The sequence below is a fragment of the Comamonas koreensis genome, from assembly GCF_014076495.1.
Classification (GTDB): Bacteria; Pseudomonadota; Gammaproteobacteria; order Burkholderiales; family Burkholderiaceae_C; genus Comamonas; species Comamonas squillarum.
In genome coordinates this window covers 3917769-3940196 of sequence record NZ_CP043575.1, presented here as the reverse complement: position 1 = coordinate 3940196, position 22428 = coordinate 3917769, and the positions used below count along the sequence as shown (strand labels likewise).

Below are 22428 nucleotides of genomic sequence, written 5' to 3'. Positions count from 1 at the left end.
CCGCAGCTTGCCGCTGCATGTTGGCCACCTGCAAAAAAGCCCGCCATCGGGCAGATGGCGGGCTTGGTTTTTGGGGGAGGGGCCCAGGCCCCGGTTCAAGGCATCGCGGACAACAGACCCATCATCCCGTTCTGGTCCAGTGGCTTGCCATTGGCTTGCAGCTTGCCGTCAGCCCATTGCAGCTGAGACGTCATGCGGTCGCTGTTTTCGACCAGCAAGCCGGCCTGCACCAGACCGCTTAGGCGGGCATTGACATCTTCTTGCACGACGCTGGCGAGTTGCTTTTCATCAAGCTCGGCGTCCTCGTTCTCCAGCAGGTAGGTCTCGCGCACCTTGCCGGCATACAGGGACTGCAGCACGGGCTTGGGCATGTCCAGGCGCAGCATGGCCTTGAAGTCCATCATTGGGTTCAGGGGCTTGCTGGAGTCACCCTGGTAGGCCAGCGAGGCCGCCACCTCGGCCGTGCCTTCGGCGGTGCGCCAGCTGATGCGCTTGACTTCCAGCTCGGGCTTGCGCGCCAGCAGCTGCTGCATGCCCTGCATCAGCAGCATCTGCATGGCCTGCGGATCGCCCTGGATCTTCTGCGACTCTTTGGTGAACTGGTTCAGCCAGCCCGCGTCCAGGTTGTGCAGACCCAGGTCGACGGCGATGTCGTCGATCTTGTGGTCCTTTTGTACAAAGGATTTGACCGAGGTATTGATGGTGGTGTTGACCACCTCGGCTGCCAGCTGCGTGTCGGCCACCATCTTCAGCCCCGCCAGCTCTGCCGGGGCATCGCCGTTCTTGGGCGTGACCTTGAGGCTGGCCAGGTCCCACTGGAGGCTGCCCACCATGAACTCCTGGCCCGTGGGCTGGTGCATGTCAAAGCGCATGATGTTGCCGCTCATCAGCATCTCGGAGGCCTGGCCGTCGTCTTCTTCGCCGGGCTTGCTTTGCACCAGCAGGCTGGGCATCGATGCATCGCCCTTGATGCGGCTGAAATCGGAGGACATCTCGAAGTCTGACTTGAAGCCGCCAAAGGCGAGCTTGTCCGCGCCAAATTCGCCATTGAATGCCGGCGATGTCACCTCGTTCTGGGTGTTCTTGGACCAGCCCACCTTGCTCTTCCAGACCAGAGGCGCCTTGTCCTTGAAGGCCACCACCCACTCGGGCGGGGCATCGGGATTGATGGCAAAGGTGGAGACGATTTCTGCCAGGTGCGCAATCGGCAGCGGGCCGTGGCTGATGGCGTGCTGGGCGGTGAACTGCAGCTTTTCTTCACCGGTGTCCACCGTCCACAGCGTTTGCGCGGTCGACGAGAAAATGCCCTTCTGGTAGTCCTGCACCTGCACCAGCAGCGGCGGCTTGCTCCACTCCTTGGCGGCGGTCGCAAAACCTTGCTCGATGTTGTTGCCGACCAGGTAGCCTGTGGTGGCGCCGCCTGCGGCCAGCACGGCCACGGCTGCGGCAATGCCGATGCCTAGTTTTTTCATGTGTTTTCCCCTCTGTGGTTTGAAACCGGATGGACGCAGCTTGTGGTGTGCTTGGATGCTGCGCCTTGCGTGGAGCCCGCATTGTAGAGGGCGGGCTGCAAAATCAGCAATGCGGTGCCCAGGCGCTATGTGACCAGGTGTAGCGGCGCGCAGATATTAAACGAGCCGCAAGCGGCCCGTGTGTTGGCAAGCAGAGGGGCGCTTACTGGCCCATGACAATGCCTTCGCGGCGCGGATCGGCGCCACCAAACCACCAGGATTTGCCATGCGCCTCGCCGCGCGAGATCGCCTGCAGGCCGCTGGTGAGGTTTTGCTCCTTGACCTCGGCGCCACGCGCCTGCAAGGACTGCACGGTGGCAGCGGGGAAGCGCTTTTCCTCCAGCACCGTGGGGCCATTGAGGCTGCCAAAGTTGGGCAGGTTGATGGCCTGCTGCGGCATCAGGCCCCAGTTGAGCATGCCGTACAAGGTCTTGGTGGTGTAGTGGATGATCCAGGCGCCGCCGGGGCTGCCGGCGCTGATCACGAGGCGGTCCGTGGCCTTGTCGAACACCAGGGTGGGCGCCATCGACGAGCGCGGCCGCTTGCCGGGCTCGACCCGGTTGGCGATGGGCTGGCCCTGCGCATCACGCGGCGCCAGGCTGAAATCGGTCAGCTCGTTGTTGAGCAGGAAGCCGCCGGCCAGCCCGCGACCGGTGTTGACCATCTGGCGCGAGCCGAACTGGTCTTCAATGGTTGTGGTCATCGCAATCGCATTGCCGTAGCGGTCCACGATGCTGATGTGGCTGGTGCCGTATTCCTGCTGGTAGGGCTGGCTGGCGTAGGCCATCTGCACGCTGCCTGGCCGCCCGGGTTGGGCTTGCTGCATGCTGCGCGCGCCGATCAGGCGGGCGCGCTGGGCCAGGTAGTCGGGCCGCAGCATGCTTGACCAATCCCCTGCCGGCGCCCCGACAAAGGCCGGGTCGGCCACATACTGGTTGCGGTCGGCAAAGGCCAGGCGCGAGGCCTCGGCATAAAGGTGCAGCCAGTCGGCGCTGGGCAGGCCGTCGGCGCCCAGGCCCATTTGCCCCGCCGGAGTGTTGGCCAGGATGCCCAGGATTTGCGCCACCGCAATACCGCCCGAGCTGGGTGGTGGAAAGCCGCAGAGCCGGTAGCTGCGGGTCGACGCCGGTTGGCTGGCGGGGGCGCCCGCAGCGCTGGGCGAATAATCGCTGCACAACGCCTGGCGCTTGAGCGGCTGGTAGGCGGCCAGATCGGCCAGGCTGAGCTTGCCGGGGTTGCTGGCATGGCCCTGTACCTTGCGCACGATGGCCTCGGCCACCGGGCCTTCGAGCAGGGCCTTGGAGCCGTGCTGGGCAATGCCCTGCAACACGGCGGCGTATTCGGGGTTCTTCAGCAGATGGCCAACGGGCCAGGGCTTGCCATTGGCATCGAGAAAGTAGCCGCTGGCAACCGGATCCTGGCCCAGAAATTTCTCCTGCGCAGTCAGGGCGTTCAAACGCGCACTGACCTTGAAGCCATCGGTGGCCAGGCGAATGGCCGGCTCGAACAAGCTGGCCCAGGGCAGTTTGCCGTGCTCCTTGTGCGCCATCTCCAGCATGCGGATGGCGCCGGGCACGCCCACCGAGCGGCCGCCCACCACCGCATCATGGAAGGCCATGGGCTTGCTGTCACGCATGAACAGGTTCTCGTCAGCGGCCATCGGCGCGACCTCGCGGCCGTCATAGGCCTCGACCTGGCTGCCTTGGGCATGCAACAAAAAGGCGCCGCCACCGATGCCGCTCGATTGCGGCTCGACCAGGCCCAGCACCAGTTGCACGGCAATGGCCGCATCGATGGCCGAGCCGCCCGCTTGCAGCACCTGGTAGCCGGCATCGGTGGCCAAGGGGTTGGCAGCGGCTACCGCGTATTGCTCGGTGGCCCAGCCGGGCTTGTCGGTCCAGCCGGAGCTGCCTTCGGGCTGGTCAGACGCAGCGGGGGGCTGGTATTGCAGCTTGGGCTGGCTGCTGCAGGCGGCCAGCAAGGCAGCCGTGGCGACGGCTGCCAGAGACAGCGACCAGCGGCTGATCGCAGCACGGGTAGGCGGCAAATGCGGGTGGCGGGTGTGGGACCCCGGGGACAGTCGTGGCATGGCGATCTCCTGGTTGTGGCGGCAATGTCTGGCATGCTAACCGCTTTGCCGCGACAGGCGTAGCGGACAGCACCGCTAGAGGGGCCACAGAGCGTTGCTGAATGCAGGCTGCCCAGGGCTAAGGGATCGGCGGCAAGATCAGGCCAGGATCAGGCCCATTGCGGCCCGGCGACCTGGTCCTCCACCACAAAGCGGGCCAAGGTTTGGGCGGCACTGTCCGCATACTGCGGCTGGTTGACCACGCGCAGCTGGGTGGTCCAAAGCTTGGGGGTGATGTCGCACAGCCCATAGCCGCGTTCATCGCAGCGGGCGAGCAGCACATGGGGATTGCGGGCCACGATGGCGTCGACCCGGGCTTGGGTGGTGCCCGAGTGCGAGCTGATCGAGGTGCCGCAGAATTCGCTGGCTAGCACCCGTTCGGGGCTGGCGCCCTCCAGGTACTGGATGCGGCAGACATAGTTCTGGTGAATGTCGCCGCCCAGCAGCACGGTGTTGCGCAGCTGCGCCTCAGCCATCGCGCGCAGCAGCCGCTGGCGTGCGGCGGGGTAGCCATCCCAGGTATCGGCACTGCTGCGGCCGTTGGGAAAGTGGCGAGGCGCAAACAGCGTTTGTTGGCAGATGATGCTCCAGCGCCGGCTCTCAGGATTGGCCGCGCTGTTGCCTGCCAGCTGGGCGGCCAACCAGCGCTCCTGGCTCCAGCCCAGAAAGCTGCGGCTGTTGCGCGCCAGATCGGCGCAGTCTGCGGCCTTGACGGAGGCCGGGCTTTTGTCGGTCACTGCACGGCAGGCCTGGGCATCGCGGTACTGGCGCGCATCGAGCACCCACATCGCGGCCAAGGCGCCCCAGCTTTGCTGGCGGTACAGCGGCGTGTGGGCCGGGGGCAGGGCCAGGCCAGCCTGTTTGCCGGCGACCGAGGCGCGCAGCGGCATGTTCTCGTAAAACGCCTGGTAGGCCGCCATGCGCTTGGCGACAAAGGCCTGGACTTGGCCTACGCCATCGTCGCCGACATAGTTGTCTTCAACCTCATGGTCGTCCCAGGTCACCAGCCAGGGGCAGTGCGCATGCATGGCCTGCAGGTCCGGGTCGCTCTTGTGCAGCGCATAGCGGTCGCGGTAGTCCTGCAGGCTGACGGCATGGGCGAGCGGCTGCAGGCGCGCGAGCTGGCTGCGCTGTTGCTTGGCAGCGGATGCGGGCGAGGCATATTCGTAGATGTAGTCGCCCAGAAAGACGACCAGGTCGGGATCGTCCTCGCGCGCATGGCGCCAGGCCGCGTAGTAGCCATGCTCCCAGCGCTGGCAGGAGGCATAGACCAGACGCAACCGGGCCACCGCAGCACCTGCGGCGGGCGCGGTGCGGGTGCGGCCTGTGGCGCTGGTCTGCCCCTGGCAGTGAAAGCGGTAGTGGTACCAGCGGTCGGCCTCCAGACCCTGGGCCAGCACATGCACGCTGTGGCCGCCGTCTGGGCTGGCCAAGGCCTCGCCCTGGCGCAGGATCTGGCGGAACTGCGCATCCTGGGCCAGCTCCCAGTGCACCGCCACCGGGCGCAGCAAGGGCGCGCTGGCGCTGGGCAGCAGCCGTGTCCACAGCACCACGCTGCTGGCATCGGGCTCGCCACTGGCAACGCCCAGGCCAAACAGCTGCTCCGATACCGGCCAGGGGGCCATGGCCAGCGGGGTGTTGCTATCTGCCCGCGCGATGGCCGGCAACTGGGCGGCCAGGCCCAAGGCACCCAGGCCTTGCAGCCATTGGCGCCGGTTGAGGAGCTGGGCCAGGTCTTGATCCAAATCTTGGTTCTGGCGGCCGGGTAGGACTTGCTGCGGCATAGGTCGACGGTGTAATAGCGCAGCATAGCGCTGGCGCCGATCCGCAGCAGGTTGCACAGGTACCTCGGTGACATCAGTGCAGCGTGGGGAATGGCTGGCATAAAAAACGCTCCTTAAGGAGCGTTCGTTGGTTTGGCTTCTAACTGCCTGGGGCAGATGGGCCATCCGGGTGGTTCAGCCGGCGCTTTATTCGTCGTTGTTCTTGGGGCTGGCGGTCGAGGTCAGGATATTGCTGGGGTCGTCCACCGATTCGCGCAAGGCCTTGCCTGGCTTGAAGTGGGTGACGCGCTTGGCGGGCACCTGCACGGCTTCGCCGCTGCGTGGGTTGCGGCCCAGGCGGGGTTGGCGGTGGGTGATGGTGAAGCTGCCAAAGCCACGGATCTCGATGCGTTGTCCGCGTACCAGCGAGTCTTCGATGGCCTCCAGAATCGTTTTGACGGCCTGCTCCGCATCCCGCTGCGTCAGCTGGTGGAATCGAGCGGCAAGCTCTTCAATCAGATCGGATCGGGTCATACGAATGTGGAATCTTCGTGAATCAAATAGTCAAAGCGTTGGTGGGCGCACTGGGCGCCCACCTTGTCTGCAAGCTACCGACTATACCAAGACGGGCAAGGCATGGGCCGGCAGCGGAGCCGTCAATTACTTGTCGGCGTCCAGCTTGGCGCGCAGCAGTGCGCCCAGGCTGGTGGTACCAGCATTTTCCTTGGACGATTGCTGCGACAGCGACGCCATGGTTTCTTGCTGCTCAGCGTGGTCCTTCTGCTTGATGGACAGGGAGATGCTGCGGCTCTTGCGATCCACATTGGTCACCACGGCGGTAACTTCATCACCTTCCTTGAGCACCGAACGTGCGTCTTCCACGCGGTCCACCGAGATTTCGGAAGCACGCAGGTAGCCGACGATGTCGTCGCCCAGGTCGATTTCAGCGCCCTTGGCGTCCACGGTCTTGACCTTGCCGGTCACGATCTGGCCCTTGTCGTTCACGGTAGCGAACGTGGTGAATGCATCGCTGTCGAGCTGCTTGATGCCCAACGAGATACGCTCACGGTCCACGTCCACGGCCAGCACGATGGCTTCCACTTCCTGGCCCTTCTTGTAGTTACGAACCGCGGCTTCGCCGGTTTCGTTCCACGACAGGTCAGACAGGTGAACCAGACCGTCGATGCCCGAGGCCAGGCCCACGAACACGCCGAAGTCTGTGATCGACTTGATCGGGCCCTTGACGCGGTCACCGCGCTTGGTGTTTTGCGCGAATTCCTGCCATGGGTTGGCCTTGCACTGCTTCATGCCCAGGGAGATACGACGCTTGTCTTCGTCGATTTCCAGAACCATGACTTCGACTTCGTCGCCCAGGGTCACGAGCTTGGAAGGCGCAACGTTCTTGTTGGTCCAGTCCATTTCGGACACGTGCACCAGACCTTCGATGCCTGGTTCCAGTTCCACGAACGCGCCGTAGTCGGCAATGTTGGTGACCTTGCCGAACAGACGGGTGCTCGATGGATAACGGCGCGACACGCCCATCCATGGATCGTCGCCCATTTGCTTCAGACCCAGCGAGACACGGTTCTTTTCGGTGTCGAACTTCAGGATCTTGGCGGTGATTTCCTGGCCAGCGGTCACCACTTCGGATGGGTGACGCACGCGGCGCCATGCCATGTCGGTGATGTGCAGCAGGCCGTCGATACCGCCCAGGTCCACGAACGCACCGTATTCGGTGATGTTCTTGACCACGCCTTGAACGATGGAGCCTTCCTTGAGGGTTTCCATCAGCTTGGCGCGCTCTTCGCCCATCGAGGCTTCCACCACAGCGCGGCGGCTCAGCACCACGTTGTTGCGCTTGCGATCGAGCTTGATGACCTTGAATTCCAGGGTCTTGTTTTCGTAAGGGGTCAGGTCCTTGATCGGACGGGTGTCGATCAGCGAGCCTGGCAGGAAGGCACGGATGCCGTTGACCAGAACGGTCAGGCCGCCCTTGACCTTGCCGGAGGTGGTACCGGTCACGAATTCGCCCGATTCCAGCGCCTTTTCCAGGGCCAGCCAGGAAGCCAGACGCTTGGCGGTGTCGCGCGACAGAATGGTGTCGCCGTAGCCGTTTTCGATGGAACCGATGGCCACGGACACGAAGTCACCCACTTGGACTTCGATTTCGCCCTGGTCGTTCTTGAATTCGTCGATTGGCACATAGGCTTCGGACTTCAGGCCGGCGTTCACCACCACGAAGTTGTGCTCAACGCGCACGACTTCAGCAGTGATCACTTCGCCAGGACGCATTTCGGTGCGTGTCAACGACTCTTCAAAAAGGGCGGCAAAAGATTCAGACATGTATTTCCTTAGACACGGGCAGGTTTCCGGCAGCACTATTGCTGACGTTTTTATGGCTGGCCGTGCAGGTTGTGTGGTTGTGACACCACGGGGTTCAAAGTTAAACAACCCGGCAACCCATGGCGGTTAGATCCACCAGTAGAAGGTTGCAGGGGCGGGTAACACCGCCGCCAAAGGCAGGAGAAAGGGCGCGCTGGGCGCCTCAGGCCGGCTCTTTGCCAAACGGCTGTCGCTTTTCCCACCAGGACAGCACCTGAGCGACCGCGTTGTCCACGCTCATCTCGGAGTTGTCCAGCAAGAATGCATCCTGCGCTGCATGCAAGGGGGCGGTGGCGCGGTTCATGTCGCGCGTGTCCCGCGCCTCAAGGTCAGCACGAAGGTCGGCTATTGTAGCCGGTATTCCTTTTTCAATCAACTGTTTATGGCGGCGCTCGGCGCGCTTGGCGGCGCTGGCCGTCAGATAGACCTTCAAAGGGGCGAGCGGGAAAATCACCGTGCCCATGTCGCGCCCGTCGGCCACCAGGCCCGGCAGCTGGCGAAAATCATGCTGGGCCTGCACCAGCGCCTGGCGCACGGCGGGCAGCGCTGAGACCAAGGAGGCGTTGGTGCCCGCTTCTTCGCTGCGGATGGCCAGGCTGATGTCCTCGCCATCGAGGCGCACGCGCTGGTCGGCGCCAAACTGGATGTCCATCTGCGAAATCAACGCGGCAATCTGGCTGGCATGCTCGGCATCGATCGGGATGCCAGCGCGGGTGGCGGCCAGGCCGGTGATGCGGTAGAGCGCGCCCGAGTCGAGCAGGTGGTAGCCCAGCTGCTCGGCCACGGCCGAGGCCACGGTGCCCTTGCCCGAGGCGCTGGGCCCGTCGATGCAGATCACCGGAATAGAGCCGGGCACCGCGCGCACGGCCGAGAACATGGCCTCGAAGTAGCCGGGGAAGGTCTTGGCCACACACTTGGGGTCTTCAATACGCACCGGCAGGCCGGCGGGGTTGAAGGCGGCCAGCGAGAAGCACATCGCTACGCGGTGGTCGTCATAGGTGTGGATGCTGGCGGGCTTCCAGGCCTCGCGGTTCGCGGGCGGGGTGATGGTCAGGTAGTCCGCGCCTTCCACCACGACAGCGCCGAGCTTGCGTAGCTCGATGGCCATCGCCGCCAGGCGGTCGGTTTCCTTGACACGCCAGCTGGCGATATTGCGCAAGGTGGTGGTGCCATTGGCGTAGAGCGCCATCGCAGCCAAGGTCATGGCTGCGTCGGGGATGTGGTTGCAGTCCATGTCGATGGCCTGCAGCGGCCAGGCGCCCCGGCGGATCTCCAGCCAGTTGGGGCCGCTGGTGATGGCCGCACCCATCGCGCGGGCGGCATCGACAAAGCGGATATCGCCCTGGATGGACTGCGCGCCCACGCCCATCACCTTGACGACGCGGTCCACGCTGGAGGTGCCGCCCTGCGCATTGGGCCGGCTGCCCTTGCTGGCGGCAATGGCGCCCAGCGCGATGAAGTAGCTGGCCGATGAGGCATCGGCCTCGACATGGATCTCGTGCGGCGACTGGTAGCGGCTGCCGGCCAGCACGGTAAAGCGCTGCCACTGATCGTTCTTGATCTGGATGCCAAAGCGTTTGAGCAGCTCCAGCGTGATGTGGATATAGGGCTTGGAGATCAGCTCGCCAGCGACTTCGATGATGATGTCCTGGCGCGTGGCCACCAAGGGCAGCGCCATCAGCAGCGCGGTCAGGAACTGGCTGGAGACATCGCCGCGCACCGTGATGGGCGTGTTCAGCTGCAGCTGCGCGGCCGTCACGGGCTGGATGCGCAGTGGCGGAAAGCCCTCGTTGCCCAGGTAGTCGATCTGGCAGCCCAGCTGGCGCAGCGCATCGACCAGGTCGCCGATGGGGCGTTCGTGCATGCGCGGCACGCCGCTCATCTCGAACTGGCCGCCGAGCAAAGCCAGCGCAGCGGTCAGCGGCCGCATGGCCGTGCCGGCATTGCCCAGGAACAGCGTGGTGCTGCGGGCGGCCAGCGCGGGCGCCAACTGGCCGGCGATGCCGGTGATGTGGTAGCTGTTGAGGTGGGCCGGATCGGTGCTGCGCACCACGGCGCAGCCCAGTTGCTCGAGCGCGCGCAGCATCACCTGGGTATCGTCGGAGTCGAGCAGGTCATGGATGGTGGTGGTGCCCGCGCTCAACGCGGCCAGCAGCAGCACGCGGTTGGAGATGCTCTTGGAGCCGGGCAGCTGCACTTCACCATGGGCGCTTTGCAAGGCGGGGATATCGAGAAATGCAGTGGAGAACATGGCGGGCTCTGCTGTGGGGTAGTTGCGCCAGGCCTGCTGCGCAGGCGGCGCGGTGGTCGCAAACGAAGGTGGCGCTGCCCGGTATCAGGCAGCGCCACTGGCTATTATCGGTCCACCGGCTGGGCCAGTGCCTGCGCTGGGCCGATCAAGCGGTGGTTTTGTGCTTGGACAGCGACTCTGGCGTGTAGAGCTTGCCCTGCTTCCACTGCGCGCGGGTGCTGCTGGCCTCGCGCAGCAGCTGCTCGAGCGCGGGCTGGTCGTCGCTCAGCAACGCGGCCTCGTAGCTGCCCAGCATGTGCTGAAGCGACTGGATCTGCTTGAGGATCTCGCTGCGGTTGGCCAGGAAGATATCGCGCCACATCTGCGGCTCGGCGGCGGCGATGCGGGTGAAATCACGAAAGCCGGGGCCGGCGAGCGACAGCATGCGGTGCGCGCCGTCTTGCGACAGCAGCGAGTTCATATAGGCCATGGCCACCAAGTGTGGTGCGTGGCTGCTGGCGGCCAGCGCGGCATCGTGCTGCTCGGGCGCCATGCTGGTCACATGGGTGCCAATGGCCTTCCAGATGGCCTCGGCCTGGCGCAGCTGGGCGACCTTGGTCAGCTCAGTCGGGGTAAGCACCACCTGGGCATCGCGGTAGAGGTTGACGTCGGCATGGTCCACACCAAAGACTTCCTTGCCGGTGATCGGGTGGGCCGGCACAAAGCAGCCAAAGCGGTCGCGCAGCGCACGGCGCGCGGCAGCCACCACATCCATCTTGGTCGAGCCCACATCCATCACCAGGGTGTCGGGGTTGATCAGGTGCTTGATGTTGGCCAGGGTCGACTCGGTCGAAGCGACCGGGATGGCCAGCAGCACCAGATCGGCGCCCGAGACGGCCTGCAGGGCCGAGCTGGCTTCCTCGTCGATGACGCCCATCTGGCGCGCGCGGCTGGTGGTGGATGGCGACTTGCTGTAGCCGACAATGCGTTTGACCAGCCCCGCCCGTTTGGCTGCAAGGGCAAATGAGCCGCCCATCAGCCCGCAGCCGATCAGCGCCATATGTTCAAACTTTTTCACCGATTCAACTCCCGACAGGGTAGGCGCCGAGCACCTTGTAGAACGCACACAGCGCGCGCAGCTCATCCAGCGCCTTGGCCACATGGGGCTGCGACGGGTGGCCGTCCAGATCAATATAGAAATAGTATTCCCACTGGCCGGTGCGGGCCGGGCGGGATTCGAAGCGCGTCATCGACACGCCATGCTTGCTCAGCGGCATCAGCAGCTCATGCACGGCACCGGGCCGGTTGGGCACCGAGACGACCAGGCTGGTGCAGTCCTTGCCACTGGGCTCGGGCGTGGCCAGCGTGTGGGGCAGGCAGATGATGGCAAAGCGCGTGCGGTTGTAGGCATCGTCCTGGATGGCGTGGCTGATGATGTGCAGGCCGTACTGCTGGGCCGCACGCTCGCCGGCGATGCCGGCCATGTTCGGGTGCAGGGCCGCCAGGCGCGCGCCTTCGGCATTGCTCTCGACCGGGCGGCGCTCGGCATGGGGCAGGTGCTTGGAGAGCCAGCCCTGGCACTGGGCCAGCGCCTGGGGATGCGCGGCCACGACCTCGATGCCTTCGAGCGAGTTGGTCGTGCGCATCAGGTTGTGGCGGATCAGCAGGCTCACTTCGCCCACCACGTGGCAGGGCGTGTGCAGGAACATGTCCAGCGAACGCGTGACCACGCCTTCGTTCGAGTTCTCCACGCCGACCACGCCAAACTGGGCACTGCCCGCAGCAGTGGAGTGGAAAACCTCTTCAAAACTGTTGCAGTACTTGATGTCGGCAGCGCCGCCAAAGTACTGGATGGCTGCCTCTTCGCAGAAGGTGCCGGCCGGGCCCAGGATGGCGACGCGCTGGGGCGATTCCAGCGCCAGGCAGGCGGACATGATCTCGCGCCAGATGGCCGAGACATGGGCGGCCTTCAAGGGGCCAGGGTTGGCGTTTTCGATCTTCTGGATGACCTGGGCGACCCGGTCCGGGCGGAAGAAGGGCGTGCCTTCGCGTTTTTTCAGCTCGCCCACCCGTTCGGCAACCAGGGCGCGCTGGTTCAGCAAGGTCAGCAGCTGCGTGTCGAGATTGTCAATCTGGACACGCAGTGCGGCGAGTTCGGGGGACGCTTGGGGTGAAGTGCTCATGGTGGCCTGGGTGTGCGATGCGGGCAGCTCCCGGGGAGGCTGCCAACCAGTAAGAATAACGTAAGAGTGTTTCCCGGGCAAAACCGGGGCGTTGCTGATCAGCCCTGTTTTTCAAAACTTTGCATATAGTCCACCAGCGCCTGCACGCCTGCCAGTGGCATGGCGTTGTAGATGCTGGCACGCATGCCGCCCACCGACTTGTGGCCCTTGAGCTGCAGCAGACCGCGCGCCTTGGCGCCATCCAGAAATGCCTGGTTGCGCGATTCGTCCTTGAGGAAGAAGGGCACATTCATGCGCGAGCGGCAGTCGCGCGCCACGCGGTTCTCATAGAGCTGCGAGCCATCGATGGCCTGGTAGAGCAGCTCGGCCTTGGCGCTGTTGCGTGCTTCGAGCGCGGCAACGCCGCTGGCAGCGCCTTCTTGCTGGCGCAAGATCCATTCAAAGGTCAGCCCGGCGATGTAGATGCCCCAGGTGGGGGGCGTGTTGTACATCGACTGGTTGTCGGCGACCAGGCGGTAGTTGAAAGCGCTGGGGCACATAGCCATCGCGTGGCCGAGCAGGTCCTCGCGCACGACGACCAGGGTCAGGCCGGCGGGGCCCAGGTTCTTTTGTGCGCCGCCAAAGGCCAGGCCCACGCGGCTCCAGTCCACGCTGCGCGATGCCACATGCGACGAGAAATCGATCACCAGCGGCGCCTGGCAGCCCAGGCTAGCCAGATCGGGCAGCTGCTGGAACTCCACGCCATTGATGGTCTCGTTGCTGCAGATATGCACATAGCGCGCATCGCTGCGCAGCTTCCAACTGGCGGGATCGGGGATATGGGTAAAGCCCTGGGCTTCGTCGGTGGCGGCGACTGCGGCGTTGCAGAACTTGGCCGCTTCCTTGGTCGACTTCTGGCTCCAGCTGCCGGTGACGACAAAATCGACGGCGCCGCCTTGCGACAGGTTGAGCGGCACGATGGCGTTCTCGGCCAGGCCACCGCCTTGCATGAACAGGATGTGGAAGTTCTGCGGCACGGCCAGCAGCTGGCGGAAATCGGCTTCGGCCTTCTCGCAGATCGAGATGAACTCCTTGCCGCGGTGGCTCATCTCCATCACGCTCATGCCGCTGCCGCGCCAGTCCAGCATCTCGCTGGCTGCTTGCTGCAGCACGTCTTCAGGGATGGCGGCCGGACCGGCCGAGAAGTTATAGGGGCGTTGCATGGAAGGCCTTGTTGGCTCGCACAGCGAGCGGTGATAGCTATGAAAAAGAGAGCATAAGAGTGCAGGAAAAAGCCATGTCGCAACATGGCTTTTTCTGTGCAGGCTTAGGAGCCGTCTGCCGGGCTTGGGGCGTCGTCGCCGTCTGCCGCCTCGGCGCCATCGGCCGCATCGGCGAGCTCGTCTGCCTGCGCATCGTTCTCGACAATGCGCTGCAGGCCGCTCAGCTTGGCGCCTGCATCCAGGCTGATCAAGGTCACGCCCTGTGTGGCGCGGCCCATCTCGCGGATCTCGGCCACCCGGGTGCGCACCAGCACGCCGGTGTCGGTGATCAGCATGATCTGGTCATCCGGGCTCACCAGGGTGGCGGCCACGACCTTGCCGTTGCGCTCCGACTGCTGGATCGCGATCATGCCCTTGGTGCCACGGCCGTGGCGGGTGTACTCGACGATCGAGGTACGCTTGCCGTAGCCGTTTTCGGTGGCGGTCAGCACGCTGTGCAGCGTCTCGCGTGGCAGCTCGCCCAGCGCCGCAATGGCGGCCAGGTCGGCCGCTTCCAGCGCGGCGCGGGCCTCGTCGATCTGCTTGCGCACCGCGTCAATATCAGCCGCCGGTGCCTGGGCGTCCTGCAGCTCCTTGTCGCGGATCTGCAGGTTGTCCAGCGCGTCCTTGGCCTTGCGCGCTTCGACTTCGGCCGGGTGCTGCTCGGCCACCAACATGGCGATCAGGTTCTGGCTGTCGTCGATGTTCATGCCGCGCACGCCGCGCGCATTGCGGCCCATGGGGCGCACATCGTTTTCATCGAAGCGCACGGCCTTGCCGCCATCGCTGAACAGCATCACATCGTGGCGGCCTTCGGTCAGTGCCGCGCCAATCAGCACGTCGCCATCGTCCAGGCCCACGGCGATGATGCCGGCCTTGCGCGGGTTGCTGAATTCGTCCAGCGAGGTCTTCTTGACGGTGCCCATGCGGGTGGCCATGAAGACGTAGTGATCGGCCGGGAAGCTGCGGTATTCGCCGGTGAGCGGCAGCACCACGTTGATCTTCTCATCGTCCTGCAGCGGGAACATGTTGACGATGGGGCGGCCACGCGAGCCGCGCGAGCCGGCAGGCACTTCCCAGACCTTGAGCCAGTACAGGCGGCCCCGGTTGGAGAAGCACAGCAGGTAGTCGTGCGTGTTCGCAATGAAGAGCTGGTCGATCCAGTCGTCTTCCTTGGTGGCTGTCGCCTGCTTGCCGCGCCCGCCGCGCTTTTGCGAGCGGTATTCGCTCAGCGGCTGGCTCTTGATATAGCCGGTGTGCGACAGGGTCACCACCATGTCGGTCGGGGTGATCAGGTCTTCGGTGGACAGGTCCTGCGCGCTGTACTCGACCTGGCTGCGGCGTGCGCCCAGCTTGGTCTGGCCGAACTCGGTCTTCAGGGCCACCAGCTCTTCGCCGATGATGGTCGAGACGCGCTCGGGCTTGGCCAGGATGTCCAGCAGGTCTTCGATGACTGCCATGATGTCCTTGTACTCGGCAACGATCTTGTCCTGTTCCAGGCCGGTCAGGCGCTGCAGACGCATCTGCAGGATTTCCTGTGCTTGCGTTTCGGACAGGCGGTAGAGGCCGTCCTGCTGCATGCCGAATTCCACTTCCAGACCTTCGGGGCGGTAGTCGTCGGCATTGATGACGCCGCCATCGGTGCGCGTGCGGGTGAGCATCTCGCGCACCAGCTTGCTGTCCCAGCTCTTGGCCATCAGCTCGGCCTTGGCCACCGGCGGGGTGGGGGCGTTGCGGATGATGGCGATGAAGTCATCGATGTTGGCCAGCGCCACGGCCAGGCCTTCGAGCACATGGCCGCGGTCGCGTGCCTTGCGCAGCTCATACACGGTGCGGCGCGTGACTACTTCGCGGCGGTGCTCCAGGAAGACCTTGATCAGGTCCTTCAGGTTGCACAGCTTGGGCTGGCCATTGATCAGGGCCACCATGTTCATGCCAAAGGTGTCCTGCAACTGGGTCTGCTTGTACAGGTTGTTGAGCACCACCTCGGGCACTTCGCCGCGCTTGAGCTCGATCACCAGGCGCATGCCGGACTTGTCCGATTCATCCTGGATGTGGCTGATGCCTTCGATCTTCTTCTCGTGCACCAGCTCGGCCATGCGCTCCTGCAAGGTCTTCTTGTTGACCTGATAGGGCAGCTCGTCGACGATGATCGACTGGCGCTGGCCCTTGTCGATGTCTTCGAAGTGCACCCTGGCGCGCATCACCACCTTGCCGCGGCCGGTGCGGTAGCCTTCCTTGACGCCATTGATGCCGTAGATGATGCCGGCGGTGGGGAAATCGGGCGCAGGCACGATCTCCATCAGGTCATCGACCGTCGCGTCGGGATAGTGCAGCAGGTGCAGGCAGGCATCCACCACTTCATTCAAGTTGTGTGGAGGAATATTGGTGGCCATACCCACCGCAATACCGGCCGATCCATTGATCAGCAGATTGGGAACGCGCGCGGGCAGCACCAGCGGCTCGCTTTCGGAGCCGTCGTAGTTGGGGCCGAAGTCCACGGTTTCCTTGTCGATATCGGCCAGCATTTCGTGGGCGATCTTGGACAGGCGGATTTCGGTATAACGCATGGCCGCAGCACTGTCGCCGTCCACCGAGCCGAAGTTGCCCTGGCCATCGACCAGCATATGGCGCAGGGAAAAATCCTGGGCCATGCGCACGATAGTGTCGTAGACGGCGATGTCACCGTGCGGGTGGTACTTACCAATCACGTCACCCACGATACGCGCACTCTTCTTATAAGGGCGGTTCCAATCATTGTTCAGCTCATGCATCGCATACAGAACCCGGCGGTGCACCGGTTTCATGCCGTCGCGGGCATCTGGGAGGGCGCGGCCGACGATCACGCTCATCGCGTAATCGAGGTAGCTGCGGCGCATTTCCTCTTCCAGGCTGATCGGCAATGTTTCTTTAGCAAACTGGGTCATAGTGCTGGCATAGGTGGCGAAGTACAAGAGGCATTTTAGGCGCAAGCTGATGTTGCATGTGGGCAACATTCTAGGCCCAATGCGCTTTTGTCTTACCGTTGGCGCTACAGATAACTATGGCGATCCGGTACGCCTATGGCACAATAAGTAAGAACGTTTTTGGTGATGGTCACTGACGACGTCTTGATTCGCAGCGCGGCTGCGGCTTTTTCCCCAAGAGGAGAACCATGAAGAAACTGAACAAAGTGGCGATGTTGTTTGCCTCTGCAGCGCTTGCAACCGCCGCTGGAGCACAAATTAAGGCTGCTGACGGCGGCAATGTAGTTGACAACTGGCAAAACGGCAGCGGTGAGTTGGTCTGGAAGAACGGTACCAACGAACTGTGCTGGCGCGATGCTAACTGGACCCCTGCTACCGCTGCTGAAGGCTGTGACGGTGCCCTGGTGAAGGCTGCTCCTGCACCAGCACCTGCACCTGCTGCTACTCCAGCTGCTCCTGCACCTGCTCCAGTGGCTCCTCCAGTGGCCCAGACCCAAAAGGTCACCTACGCTGCTGACGCATTCTTCGACTTCGACAAGTCGGTGCTGAAGCCAGAAGGCAAGGCTAAGCTGGACGATGTGGCTTCCAAGGTGAAGAACATCAACCTGGAAGTGATCATCGCTGTGGGTCACACCGACTCCATCGGCTCCGATGCTTACAACCAAAAGCTGTCCGTGCGTCGCGCTGAAGCTGTGAAGGCTTACCTGGTGTCCAAGGGCATCGACAAGAGCCGCGTGTACACCGAAGGCAAGGGCGAAAAGCAACCAGTGGCAGACAACAAGACTGCAGCTGGCCGCGCCAAGAACCGTCGCGTGGAAATCGAAGTGGTGGGCACCCAGAAGTAATTCTTCTGCCCCCGCGCAAAAAAGCCCCATTCGTGGGGCTTTTTTTATGCCTGAATGCGCCTGCAGATGGTGGACAATCAGGCCATGAACCAGACTGTGAATGCCGATCCGGCCGAATTGGCCAAGTTTTCCGAGCTCGCCATGCACTGGTGGGATCCGGACAGTGACTTCAAACCCTTGCACCAGATCAATCCACTGCGATTGGGCTGGATCAATGCCATCACTCCGCTCAATGGCCAGAAGGTGCTGGATGTGGGCTGCGGCGGCGGCATTTTGAGCGACTCGATGGCGCGCAAGGGTGCCACCGTTACCGGCATCGACCTGGCCACCAAGGCGCTGCGCGTGGCCCAGCTCCATGCGCTGGAGGCGCAAACCCCCAGTATCACCTACCAGGAAATCGCTGTCGAGACGCTGGCACAGCTTCAGCCCGAGAGCTTTGATACCGTCACCTGCATGGAGATGCTCGAGCACGTGCCCGACCCCGCATCGGTGGTTCAGGCCTGCCATGACCTGGTCAAGCCTGGTGGATGGGTGTTTTTCTCGACGATCAACCGCAATGCCAAGGCCTTTGCGCTGGCGATTGTGGGTGCAGAATACATCTTGCAGATGCTGCCCAAGGGCACGCATGAGTTTGCCAAGTTCATCCGTCCCTCGGAGCTGGCCCACTACTGCCGCAGCGCCGGCCTGGTGCAGGAGCACAGCACGGGCCTGCAGTTCAATCCCTTGACGCAGCGCTACTGGCTCAACGAAGACACCAGCGTCAACTACATGATCGCAACCCGAAAGCCCGGCTGATGCAAAGATCGATACGCGCCATTCTGTTCGACCTGGACGGAACCCTGATTGACAGCGCCCCGGATCTGGGTGCTGCTGCGGACCAGATGCGGGTGGCACGGGGCATGCCATCCTTGCCGATGGCCGATTACCGGCCGTATGCCGGATCGGGCGCGCGCGGCATGCTGCGCGTGGCCTTTGGCATGCAGCCCGAGGATGCCGAGTTCCCCACCATGCGCGAGGAGTTCTTCCAGAACTACGAGCGCCGCATGACGCAGGACACCACCGTGTTCGATGGCGTGTCCGACATGCTGGCCAGCATTGTGGCGCGCCAGCTGCACTGGGGCGTAGTGACCAACAAGTCCAAGCGCTTTACCGAGCCGTTGTCGCGCCAGATGGCCTTGTTCGCCAGCGCCGGTGCCGTCGTGAGTGGCGATACCACACCGCATGCCAAGCCCCACCCCGAGCCGCTCTTTGAAGCAGCACGCCGCATCGGCGTCGATCCGCAGGACTGCGTCTATGTGGGCGATGACGAGCGTGACATCATCGCCGGCAAGGCCGCTGGCATGCACACGGTCGCCGCTGTCTACGGCTACCTGGGTGAAAAGCAGTCGGTCGCGCACTGGGAAGCCGATGATGTCATCAATTCTCCACACGAGCTCTTGAAACGGCTGAATCTGGCCTAAAATAGATGCTATGGGGCTGTCCTGGTTTCGACGTGGGTTCGGGATCGGTGTGGTGCATGTCGAGCTTGAATGACGCTCGTAAATCTCCGTTCAAAAAACTAACTGCAAACGACGAACGTTTCGCACTCGCCGCTTAAATCCGGTGAGCCTTGCAACAGTATGTTGATGGGCTGGGCAAGGGGGTAGCAATACCTCCCGGCTGCAAGGGAATTTACATCAGCTGGCCGTCTACCGGGTACCTTGGTAGATGGCAAGATCTAAGGGTACTGGCTTGCAATGCAGCGTGTGTCTGCGCGGCTTTGCAGGCGAGATTCAAACCAGAACACTAAACATGTAGATCTGCTCGACGAAGGCTGACGGACGCGGGTTCAATTCCCGCCAGCTCCACCATACAGCACAACGCCACACAAGAGGAATGCCTCTGTGTGGCGTTATTTTTTGCCCATTCGATTGTCTGTGATTGTCCAGAAAATCACACCGAAATCACACCGAAATCACACGGGCCTACTGAACGGCTTTCAGGCTGGCCTTTGGCTTCTGGAAGTCTTCCCTGATGAACTTGCCATAGGTGCGGAAAACCATTTCCACATCCTCATGCCCCAGTTGCTGGGCGACGTACCAAGGGTTGCCTCCAGCGGTCAGCAGGGTCGAGGCGTAGGTGTGGCGGATTTGGTACGGGTTGCGGTAGGGAATGCCAGACCGCTTCATGATCGGCAGCCAGGCATTTTTTCTCACCTGAGCATCGGTGGCCCATGGGTCCAGGGTCGCAGGGTTTAGCCAGACCCGAGATCCGCGCAGCTGGCTTATTGAGCGCTGAACACGCAGCGCCTCCATGGCCTCAGCATTCAAATCGACATCCCGAATGCCTGCGGCGGTTTTCGGCGCTTTAATCACGCCGGCCACCTGGTTCTGAATAATCCGAGCTGTGGCTTTATCCCAATCTATATGCTCCCATTGCAGGGCTTGGAGTTCTCCAGGCCGCAGGCCGGTGTTAAACCAAAACTGGAATGTCGGTCTTTCATCCAGCCGGCAGGCGGCCAGGATGGCTACCCGCTCAGCATGAGTGAACGGGTTGATCACATAGTCACTTGCCCTGCTGGTCTGGCGAATGAGCTTCACCAGCGCGATGCGATCAAATGGGTTGGAATCTATCAACCCATCATTCAGCGCATCCTCCATGACTGACCGTAGGGGGATCAACATATTGCGGATCGCCTTGCTGGTGCAGTCCATTCCGCTGATCCAGTCGCGGAGTGCAGAGGGCGTGACCTCGGCCAGCTTGTGGCCGTGCCACTCTCTCATCCTCTCGCCGGTGATGCTCTTGGCGTAGCCCCGGAAGGTCGCCGGGGACATTTTCCCGTTGGCCACTTGCTTCTCGTAGAGTTCCAGCTGCTTTTGCAGCATTTCCTCCATTAGTGAGGATTCTCGGGTTGGCTTCTTGGCTTTGGGGCTTTCAGGGAAGTAGTCAGCATAAACGAAAGTCCCGTCTGCTACCTTGCGCTTAATCTCTGCCCGGAGGTTGCTGGCATATTGAATGCTGGCTTTATTTACTGGGCAGGCTGGAAGCAGCTCCCGGCACTGTTGAGCGTTCCAGATGAATGAGACTTGAATGCGTGGGCCGGAAACCAAATCCCGAATCAGCACGCCCGGCGGGGTAGCTGGTTTTTTATCCATTGATCAGCCTCTTTTATGTTCACGTAAAGACGGCGGGCGATAACTGCGCAGTGCGTTCCATCCAGCCACACACCATTGCGACGGCGGCAGTGCACAGCCATTGGCGTGACACCTGTGAGTTCTTCAAACTTCTCTGCCAGCACCCACTCAGGCGTCACTGTCGGCTCAGCTGGATTGGATGGTGTATCTTTATGTTTCACGATTCCTCCAGTAATTGGGCAAAAAAGAACCCCGCTCATTGGCGGGGCTCGGGTTCGTCTTGTTCGCGGAATGGTGCTCGTTTGTCACCCCATTTGCGGGAGCGCTTGGTGGTCATGTGTCATGGCCCTTCCATCATTTGCTCGCGGTAGGCGATGCGCAGCATCTTTATTCCTTTCTGTAGTGGGCGGCCGGTGACGCCGATCAAGCCCAGCTCCTTCATGATTTGGGTGATGGTGTGCCCACAGTGGTATTCGCACGCCTTTTTGAGCAGAGCTTGGTGCAGTAGATGGCGGTAAGCTTTGGTCCCAAAGTTTGTGCCGGCGAATGCGCTCTGCATCTCCTCATCGGTGACCACGTCGCTAGAGTCAGGCGTCAGCGGCTCCCGCTCAGGTGGGGGAGGGGCGGCTGAGAGCATGGCGGCCTTGGCAAGCTTCAGGCTGATAGCTATCTGCTCATGCTGTCCGGTCATTGGCACAAACGCTAGGCACATGAAGTCGTAAAGGTTCACAACTTCCACCGGCACAAGGCGCCACCCATCCGGCGCAGCCTGCCGCGCTGATAGCTGGGCCTTGAGCTGCTGTATCTCGGCGTGCTGGCGGCGCAGTTCGGCGGCGGCAGAGCGCTCCAGGGCAATCACGAGAGGGTTGCAGCCCTCGCATTCGTCGATCTGTGCGTTGCCCATCAGGCGGTCGGCCAGCTCCAGCGCTTCGGGCTGTGCTTCTGTCTTGTCGGTCATGCCTTGTAGCCTTTCAGATCTCCGTATGCCTGGAGCATTGCGACAACATCGCCAGCGATCATCGCCTCATGTGCGGCTCGGATTGACTCACGCATAAGCCCTCCAGCTATGAACCCCATTTGCACTGATTCATACATTGGTATCAGCTCTTGCACTCGCTGGATTTCCTGTGGCAGTGCGTCGCCAAGGCTTTCTGTCATTTGCTTTTCGGTCATGGTGCTCCTATCGTTGCCGTCCACGGCGCTGTTGTTCATCCTTCCACTGCGCGCGCCGGCGTTCGCGGGGCAACGGGGGGCCTTGTTTGGCAATTGGCTCAGCAACTGCCTTGACGGCTTGTCCGCCGGGCAGGAGCATGGCTAGGATTGCAAGAGATGCAAGGCGCCCGTGTCCCATAAAAATGGTTGCGCGTCTGGTCATGGTGCTTCCTTGGGGGCGGGCTGGTCGATGCGTTTGAAGTCGATGACCCACACCCACGGGTTCGCGGCCCAATCGCCGCCGGTCGAGTCCCATAGGCACTCAAACAGTTGCTTCGCGGTAAGCGTTTCATCAGCGTCGGGCACTGAGCGCAAAAAGCCAACTCCCTCGGCCTCGGCGTCTTCCTCGCTGATGGCCTGCAGCCGCTCCACGCGCACGCCGGTTATCTCCAGCCAGATGCGAGCGAGCGCTTTGGGCATGTGGATGGCAGGCTTCCACGGGGTGTTGGTTTCCCAGCCGTCCTCATCGGTCCATGAAATATGGTTGTCGGTAGCTCGAAACCAGGTCTTTTTGGGGAGCTCGTTCCCGTCTTCGTCATATTGCTTCAGTCGGTCGGCAACTGGGTCGTAGTCGTAGCCTTGCAAGAATGTCTCGCGCACATAGATGCGGTCGCCGGGCTGGCCTAATGGGCATGCCCGATGAATCACATGCGGCGGCTCACCCTCAAGCGCCAGGGCGCCAGGCGTGTACCAGTTACCGAGGTCAGGGTGGCGCACGTCTTTGGCGATGCGGCGGGTCTGTGTTTTTTGGCCGCTCAGAATGGCACGCACCAGCGGCGCCTTGAACATCAAGCCGGTTTCTTTCATTTGCTGTCCTTCTGTGGTTGGGCCTGGGCCGATCTTTGCCCCGCGCG

The 22428-nt window shown here is 62.7% G+C and carries 18 protein-coding genes and 1 other RNA gene; 4 read left to right on the top strand and 15 right to left on the bottom strand.

The genetic code is table 11. The features are described 5' to 3' along the window. Nucleotides 1-95: 95 nt before the first annotated feature. The 10 genes from F0Q04_RS17945 to gyrA form a co-directional block, all read right to left on the bottom strand. Nucleotides 96-1472, bottom strand: coding sequence for a YdgA family protein (locus tag F0Q04_RS17945; RefSeq protein WP_116924426.1), 1377 nt, complete (start codon nucleotides 1470-1472; stop codon nucleotides 96-98). 202 nt (nucleotides 1473-1674) lie between these two features. Next, a complete protein-coding gene (locus tag F0Q04_RS17940; protein ID WP_182342720.1) occupies nucleotides 1675-3600 on the bottom strand; it encodes a gamma-glutamyltransferase family protein in 1926 nt (641 codons plus the stop codon). 149 nt (nucleotides 3601-3749) lie between these two features. After that, entirely contained in the window at nucleotides 3750-5384 is a 1635-nt protein-coding gene (locus F0Q04_RS17935) for an alkaline phosphatase D family protein (protein ID WP_232539393.1), read from the bottom strand. Nucleotides 5385-5609: 225 nt separating this feature from the next. Then, entirely contained in the window at nucleotides 5610-5936 is a 327-nt protein-coding gene (locus F0Q04_RS17930; protein ID WP_021027333.1) for an integration host factor subunit beta, read from the bottom strand. 126 nt (nucleotides 5937-6062) lie between these two features. Further along, nucleotides 6063-7745: a 30S ribosomal protein S1 gene (gene rpsA, locus F0Q04_RS17925; RefSeq protein ID WP_116924423.1), complete on the bottom strand. Its 1683-nt coding sequence runs from the start codon at nucleotides 7743-7745 to the stop codon at nucleotides 6063-6065. A 202-nt stretch (nucleotides 7746-7947) separates the two neighbouring features. Continuing rightward, nucleotides 7948-10035: a bifunctional 3-phosphoshikimate 1-carboxyvinyltransferase/cytidylate kinase gene (locus F0Q04_RS17920; protein ID WP_182342716.1), complete on the bottom strand. Its 2088-nt coding sequence runs from the start codon at nucleotides 10033-10035 to the stop codon at nucleotides 7948-7950. 145 nt (nucleotides 10036-10180) lie between these two features. After that, nucleotides 10181-11074 (bottom strand): prephenate dehydrogenase, encoded by an 894-nt coding sequence (locus F0Q04_RS17915; RefSeq protein WP_232539687.1) that lies wholly within the window; start codon nucleotides 11072-11074, stop codon nucleotides 10181-10183. Between the two features lie 22 nt (nucleotides 11075-11096). Further along, the gene (pheA, locus tag F0Q04_RS17910; protein ID WP_021027337.1) at nucleotides 11097-12197 is read right to left on the bottom strand and encodes a prephenate dehydratase; all 1101 of its coding nucleotides are present in this window, start codon (nucleotides 12195-12197) and stop codon (nucleotides 11097-11099) included. Between the two features lie 98 nt (nucleotides 12198-12295). Further along, nucleotides 12296-13399, bottom strand: coding sequence for a 3-phosphoserine/phosphohydroxythreonine transaminase (serC, locus tag F0Q04_RS17905; protein WP_116924420.1), 1104 nt, complete (start codon nucleotides 13397-13399; stop codon nucleotides 12296-12298). Nucleotides 13400-13503: 104 nt separating this feature from the next. Beyond that, nucleotides 13504-16365, bottom strand: a complete 2862-nt coding sequence (gene gyrA, locus F0Q04_RS17900; protein ID WP_182342712.1) for a DNA gyrase subunit A — start codon at nucleotides 16363-16365, stop codon at nucleotides 13504-13506. Between the two features lie 227 nt (nucleotides 16366-16592). Here gyrA and ompA point away from each other — a divergent pair, with 227 nt between their 5' ends. The 4 genes from ompA to ssrA all read left to right on the top strand — a co-directional run bounded on the left by ompA (nucleotide 16593) and on the right by ssrA (nucleotide 19099). Continuing rightward, entirely contained in the window at nucleotides 16593-17249 is a 657-nt protein-coding gene (ompA, locus tag F0Q04_RS17895; RefSeq protein WP_182342710.1) for an outer membrane protein OmpA, read from the top strand. 84 nt (nucleotides 17250-17333) lie between these two features. Beyond that, nucleotides 17334-18044, top strand: a complete 711-nt coding sequence (gene ubiG / locus F0Q04_RS17890; RefSeq protein ID WP_182342708.1) for a bifunctional 2-polyprenyl-6-hydroxyphenol methylase/3-demethylubiquinol 3-O-methyltransferase UbiG — start codon at nucleotides 17334-17336, stop codon at nucleotides 18042-18044. Continuing rightward, complete coding sequence (locus tag F0Q04_RS17885; RefSeq protein ID WP_021027342.1) at nucleotides 18044-18709, top strand: HAD-IA family hydrolase; 666 nt, start codon at nucleotides 18044-18046, stop codon at nucleotides 18707-18709. The genes ubiG and F0Q04_RS17885 overlap by 1 nt, the downstream gene beginning before the upstream one ends. A gap of 12 nt (nucleotides 18710-18721) precedes the next feature. Continuing rightward, nucleotides 18722-19099: a transfer-messenger RNA gene (ssrA, locus tag F0Q04_RS17880) on the top strand. A gap of 114 nt (nucleotides 19100-19213) precedes the next feature. Here ssrA and F0Q04_RS17875 read toward each other — a convergent pair. The 5 genes from F0Q04_RS17875 to F0Q04_RS17855 all read right to left on the bottom strand — a co-directional run bounded on the left by F0Q04_RS17875 (nucleotide 19214) and on the right by F0Q04_RS17855 (nucleotide 22381). After that, the gene (locus F0Q04_RS17875; RefSeq protein ID WP_182342706.1) at nucleotides 19214-20383 is read right to left on the bottom strand and encodes a site-specific integrase; all 1170 of its coding nucleotides are present in this window, start codon (nucleotides 20381-20383) and stop codon (nucleotides 19214-19216) included. Next, the gene (locus tag F0Q04_RS17870; protein WP_232539392.1) at nucleotides 20347-20583 is read right to left on the bottom strand and encodes an excisionase family protein; all 237 of its coding nucleotides are present in this window, start codon (nucleotides 20581-20583) and stop codon (nucleotides 20347-20349) included. The genes F0Q04_RS17875 and F0Q04_RS17870 overlap by 37 nt, the downstream gene beginning before the upstream one ends. A gap of 119 nt (nucleotides 20584-20702) precedes the next feature. Next, nucleotides 20703-21320, bottom strand: a complete 618-nt coding sequence (locus F0Q04_RS17865; protein ID WP_182342704.1) for a hypothetical protein — start codon at nucleotides 21318-21320, stop codon at nucleotides 20703-20705. Next, nucleotides 21317-21535, bottom strand: coding sequence for a hypothetical protein (locus F0Q04_RS17860; protein WP_182342702.1), 219 nt, complete (start codon nucleotides 21533-21535; stop codon nucleotides 21317-21319). Before F0Q04_RS17860 ends, F0Q04_RS17865 begins: the two co-directional genes overlap by 4 nt. 198 nt (nucleotides 21536-21733) lie before the next feature. Beyond that, nucleotides 21734-22381, bottom strand: a complete 648-nt coding sequence (locus tag F0Q04_RS17855) for a hypothetical protein (protein ID WP_182340860.1) — start codon at nucleotides 22379-22381, stop codon at nucleotides 21734-21736. Nucleotides 22382-22428 lie beyond the last annotated feature (47 nt).

Bases quoted from the DNA above. Each gene is read 5' to 3' on its own strand.
- F0Q04_RS17945 (WP_116924426.1), bottom strand. From the start codon at position 1,472: ATGAAAAAACTAGGCATCGGCATTGCCGCAGCCGTGGCCGTGCTGGCC.
- F0Q04_RS17940 (WP_182342720.1), bottom strand. From the start codon at position 3,600: ATGCCACGACTGTCCCCGGGGTCCCACACCCGCCACCCGCATTTGCCG.
- F0Q04_RS17930 (WP_021027333.1), bottom strand. From the start codon at position 5,936: ATGACCCGATCCGATCTGATTGAAGAGCTTGCCGCTCGATTCCACCAG.
- rpsA (WP_116924423.1), bottom strand. From the start codon at position 7,745: ATGTCTGAATCTTTTGCCGCCCTTTTTGAAGAGTCGTTGACACGCACC.
- F0Q04_RS17920 (WP_182342716.1), bottom strand. From the start codon at position 10,035: ATGTTCTCCACTGCATTTCTCGATATCCCCGCCTTGCAAAGCGCCCAT.
- F0Q04_RS17915 (WP_232539687.1), bottom strand. From the start codon at position 11,074: ATGGCGCTGATCGGCTGCGGGCTGATGGGCGGCTCATTTGCCCTTGCA.
- pheA (WP_021027337.1), bottom strand. From the start codon at position 12,197: ATGAGCACTTCACCCCAAGCGTCCCCCGAACTCGCCGCACTGCGTGTC.
- serC (WP_116924420.1), bottom strand. From the start codon at position 13,399: ATGCAACGCCCCTATAACTTCTCGGCCGGTCCGGCCGCCATCCCTGAA.
- gyrA (WP_182342712.1), bottom strand. From the start codon at position 16,365: ATGACCCAGTTTGCTAAAGAAACATTGCCGATCAGCCTGGAAGAGGAA.
- ompA (WP_182342710.1), top strand. From the start codon at position 16,593: ATGAAGAAACTGAACAAAGTGGCGATGTTGTTTGCCTCTGCAGCGCTT.
- ubiG (WP_182342708.1), top strand. From the start codon at position 17,334: ATGAACCAGACTGTGAATGCCGATCCGGCCGAATTGGCCAAGTTTTCC.
- F0Q04_RS17885 (WP_021027342.1), top strand. From the start codon at position 18,044: ATGCAAAGATCGATACGCGCCATTCTGTTCGACCTGGACGGAACCCTG.
- F0Q04_RS17875 (WP_182342706.1), bottom strand. From the start codon at position 20,383: ATGGATAAAAAACCAGCTACCCCGCCGGGCGTGCTGATTCGGGATTTG.
- F0Q04_RS17865 (WP_182342704.1), bottom strand. From the start codon at position 21,320: ATGACCGACAAGACAGAAGCACAGCCCGAAGCGCTGGAGCTGGCCGAC.
- F0Q04_RS17860 (WP_182342702.1), bottom strand. From the start codon at position 21,535: ATGACCGAAAAGCAAATGACAGAAAGCCTTGGCGACGCACTGCCACAG.
- F0Q04_RS17855 (WP_182340860.1), bottom strand. From the start codon at position 22,381: ATGAAAGAAACCGGCTTGATGTTCAAGGCGCCGCTGGTGCGTGCCATT.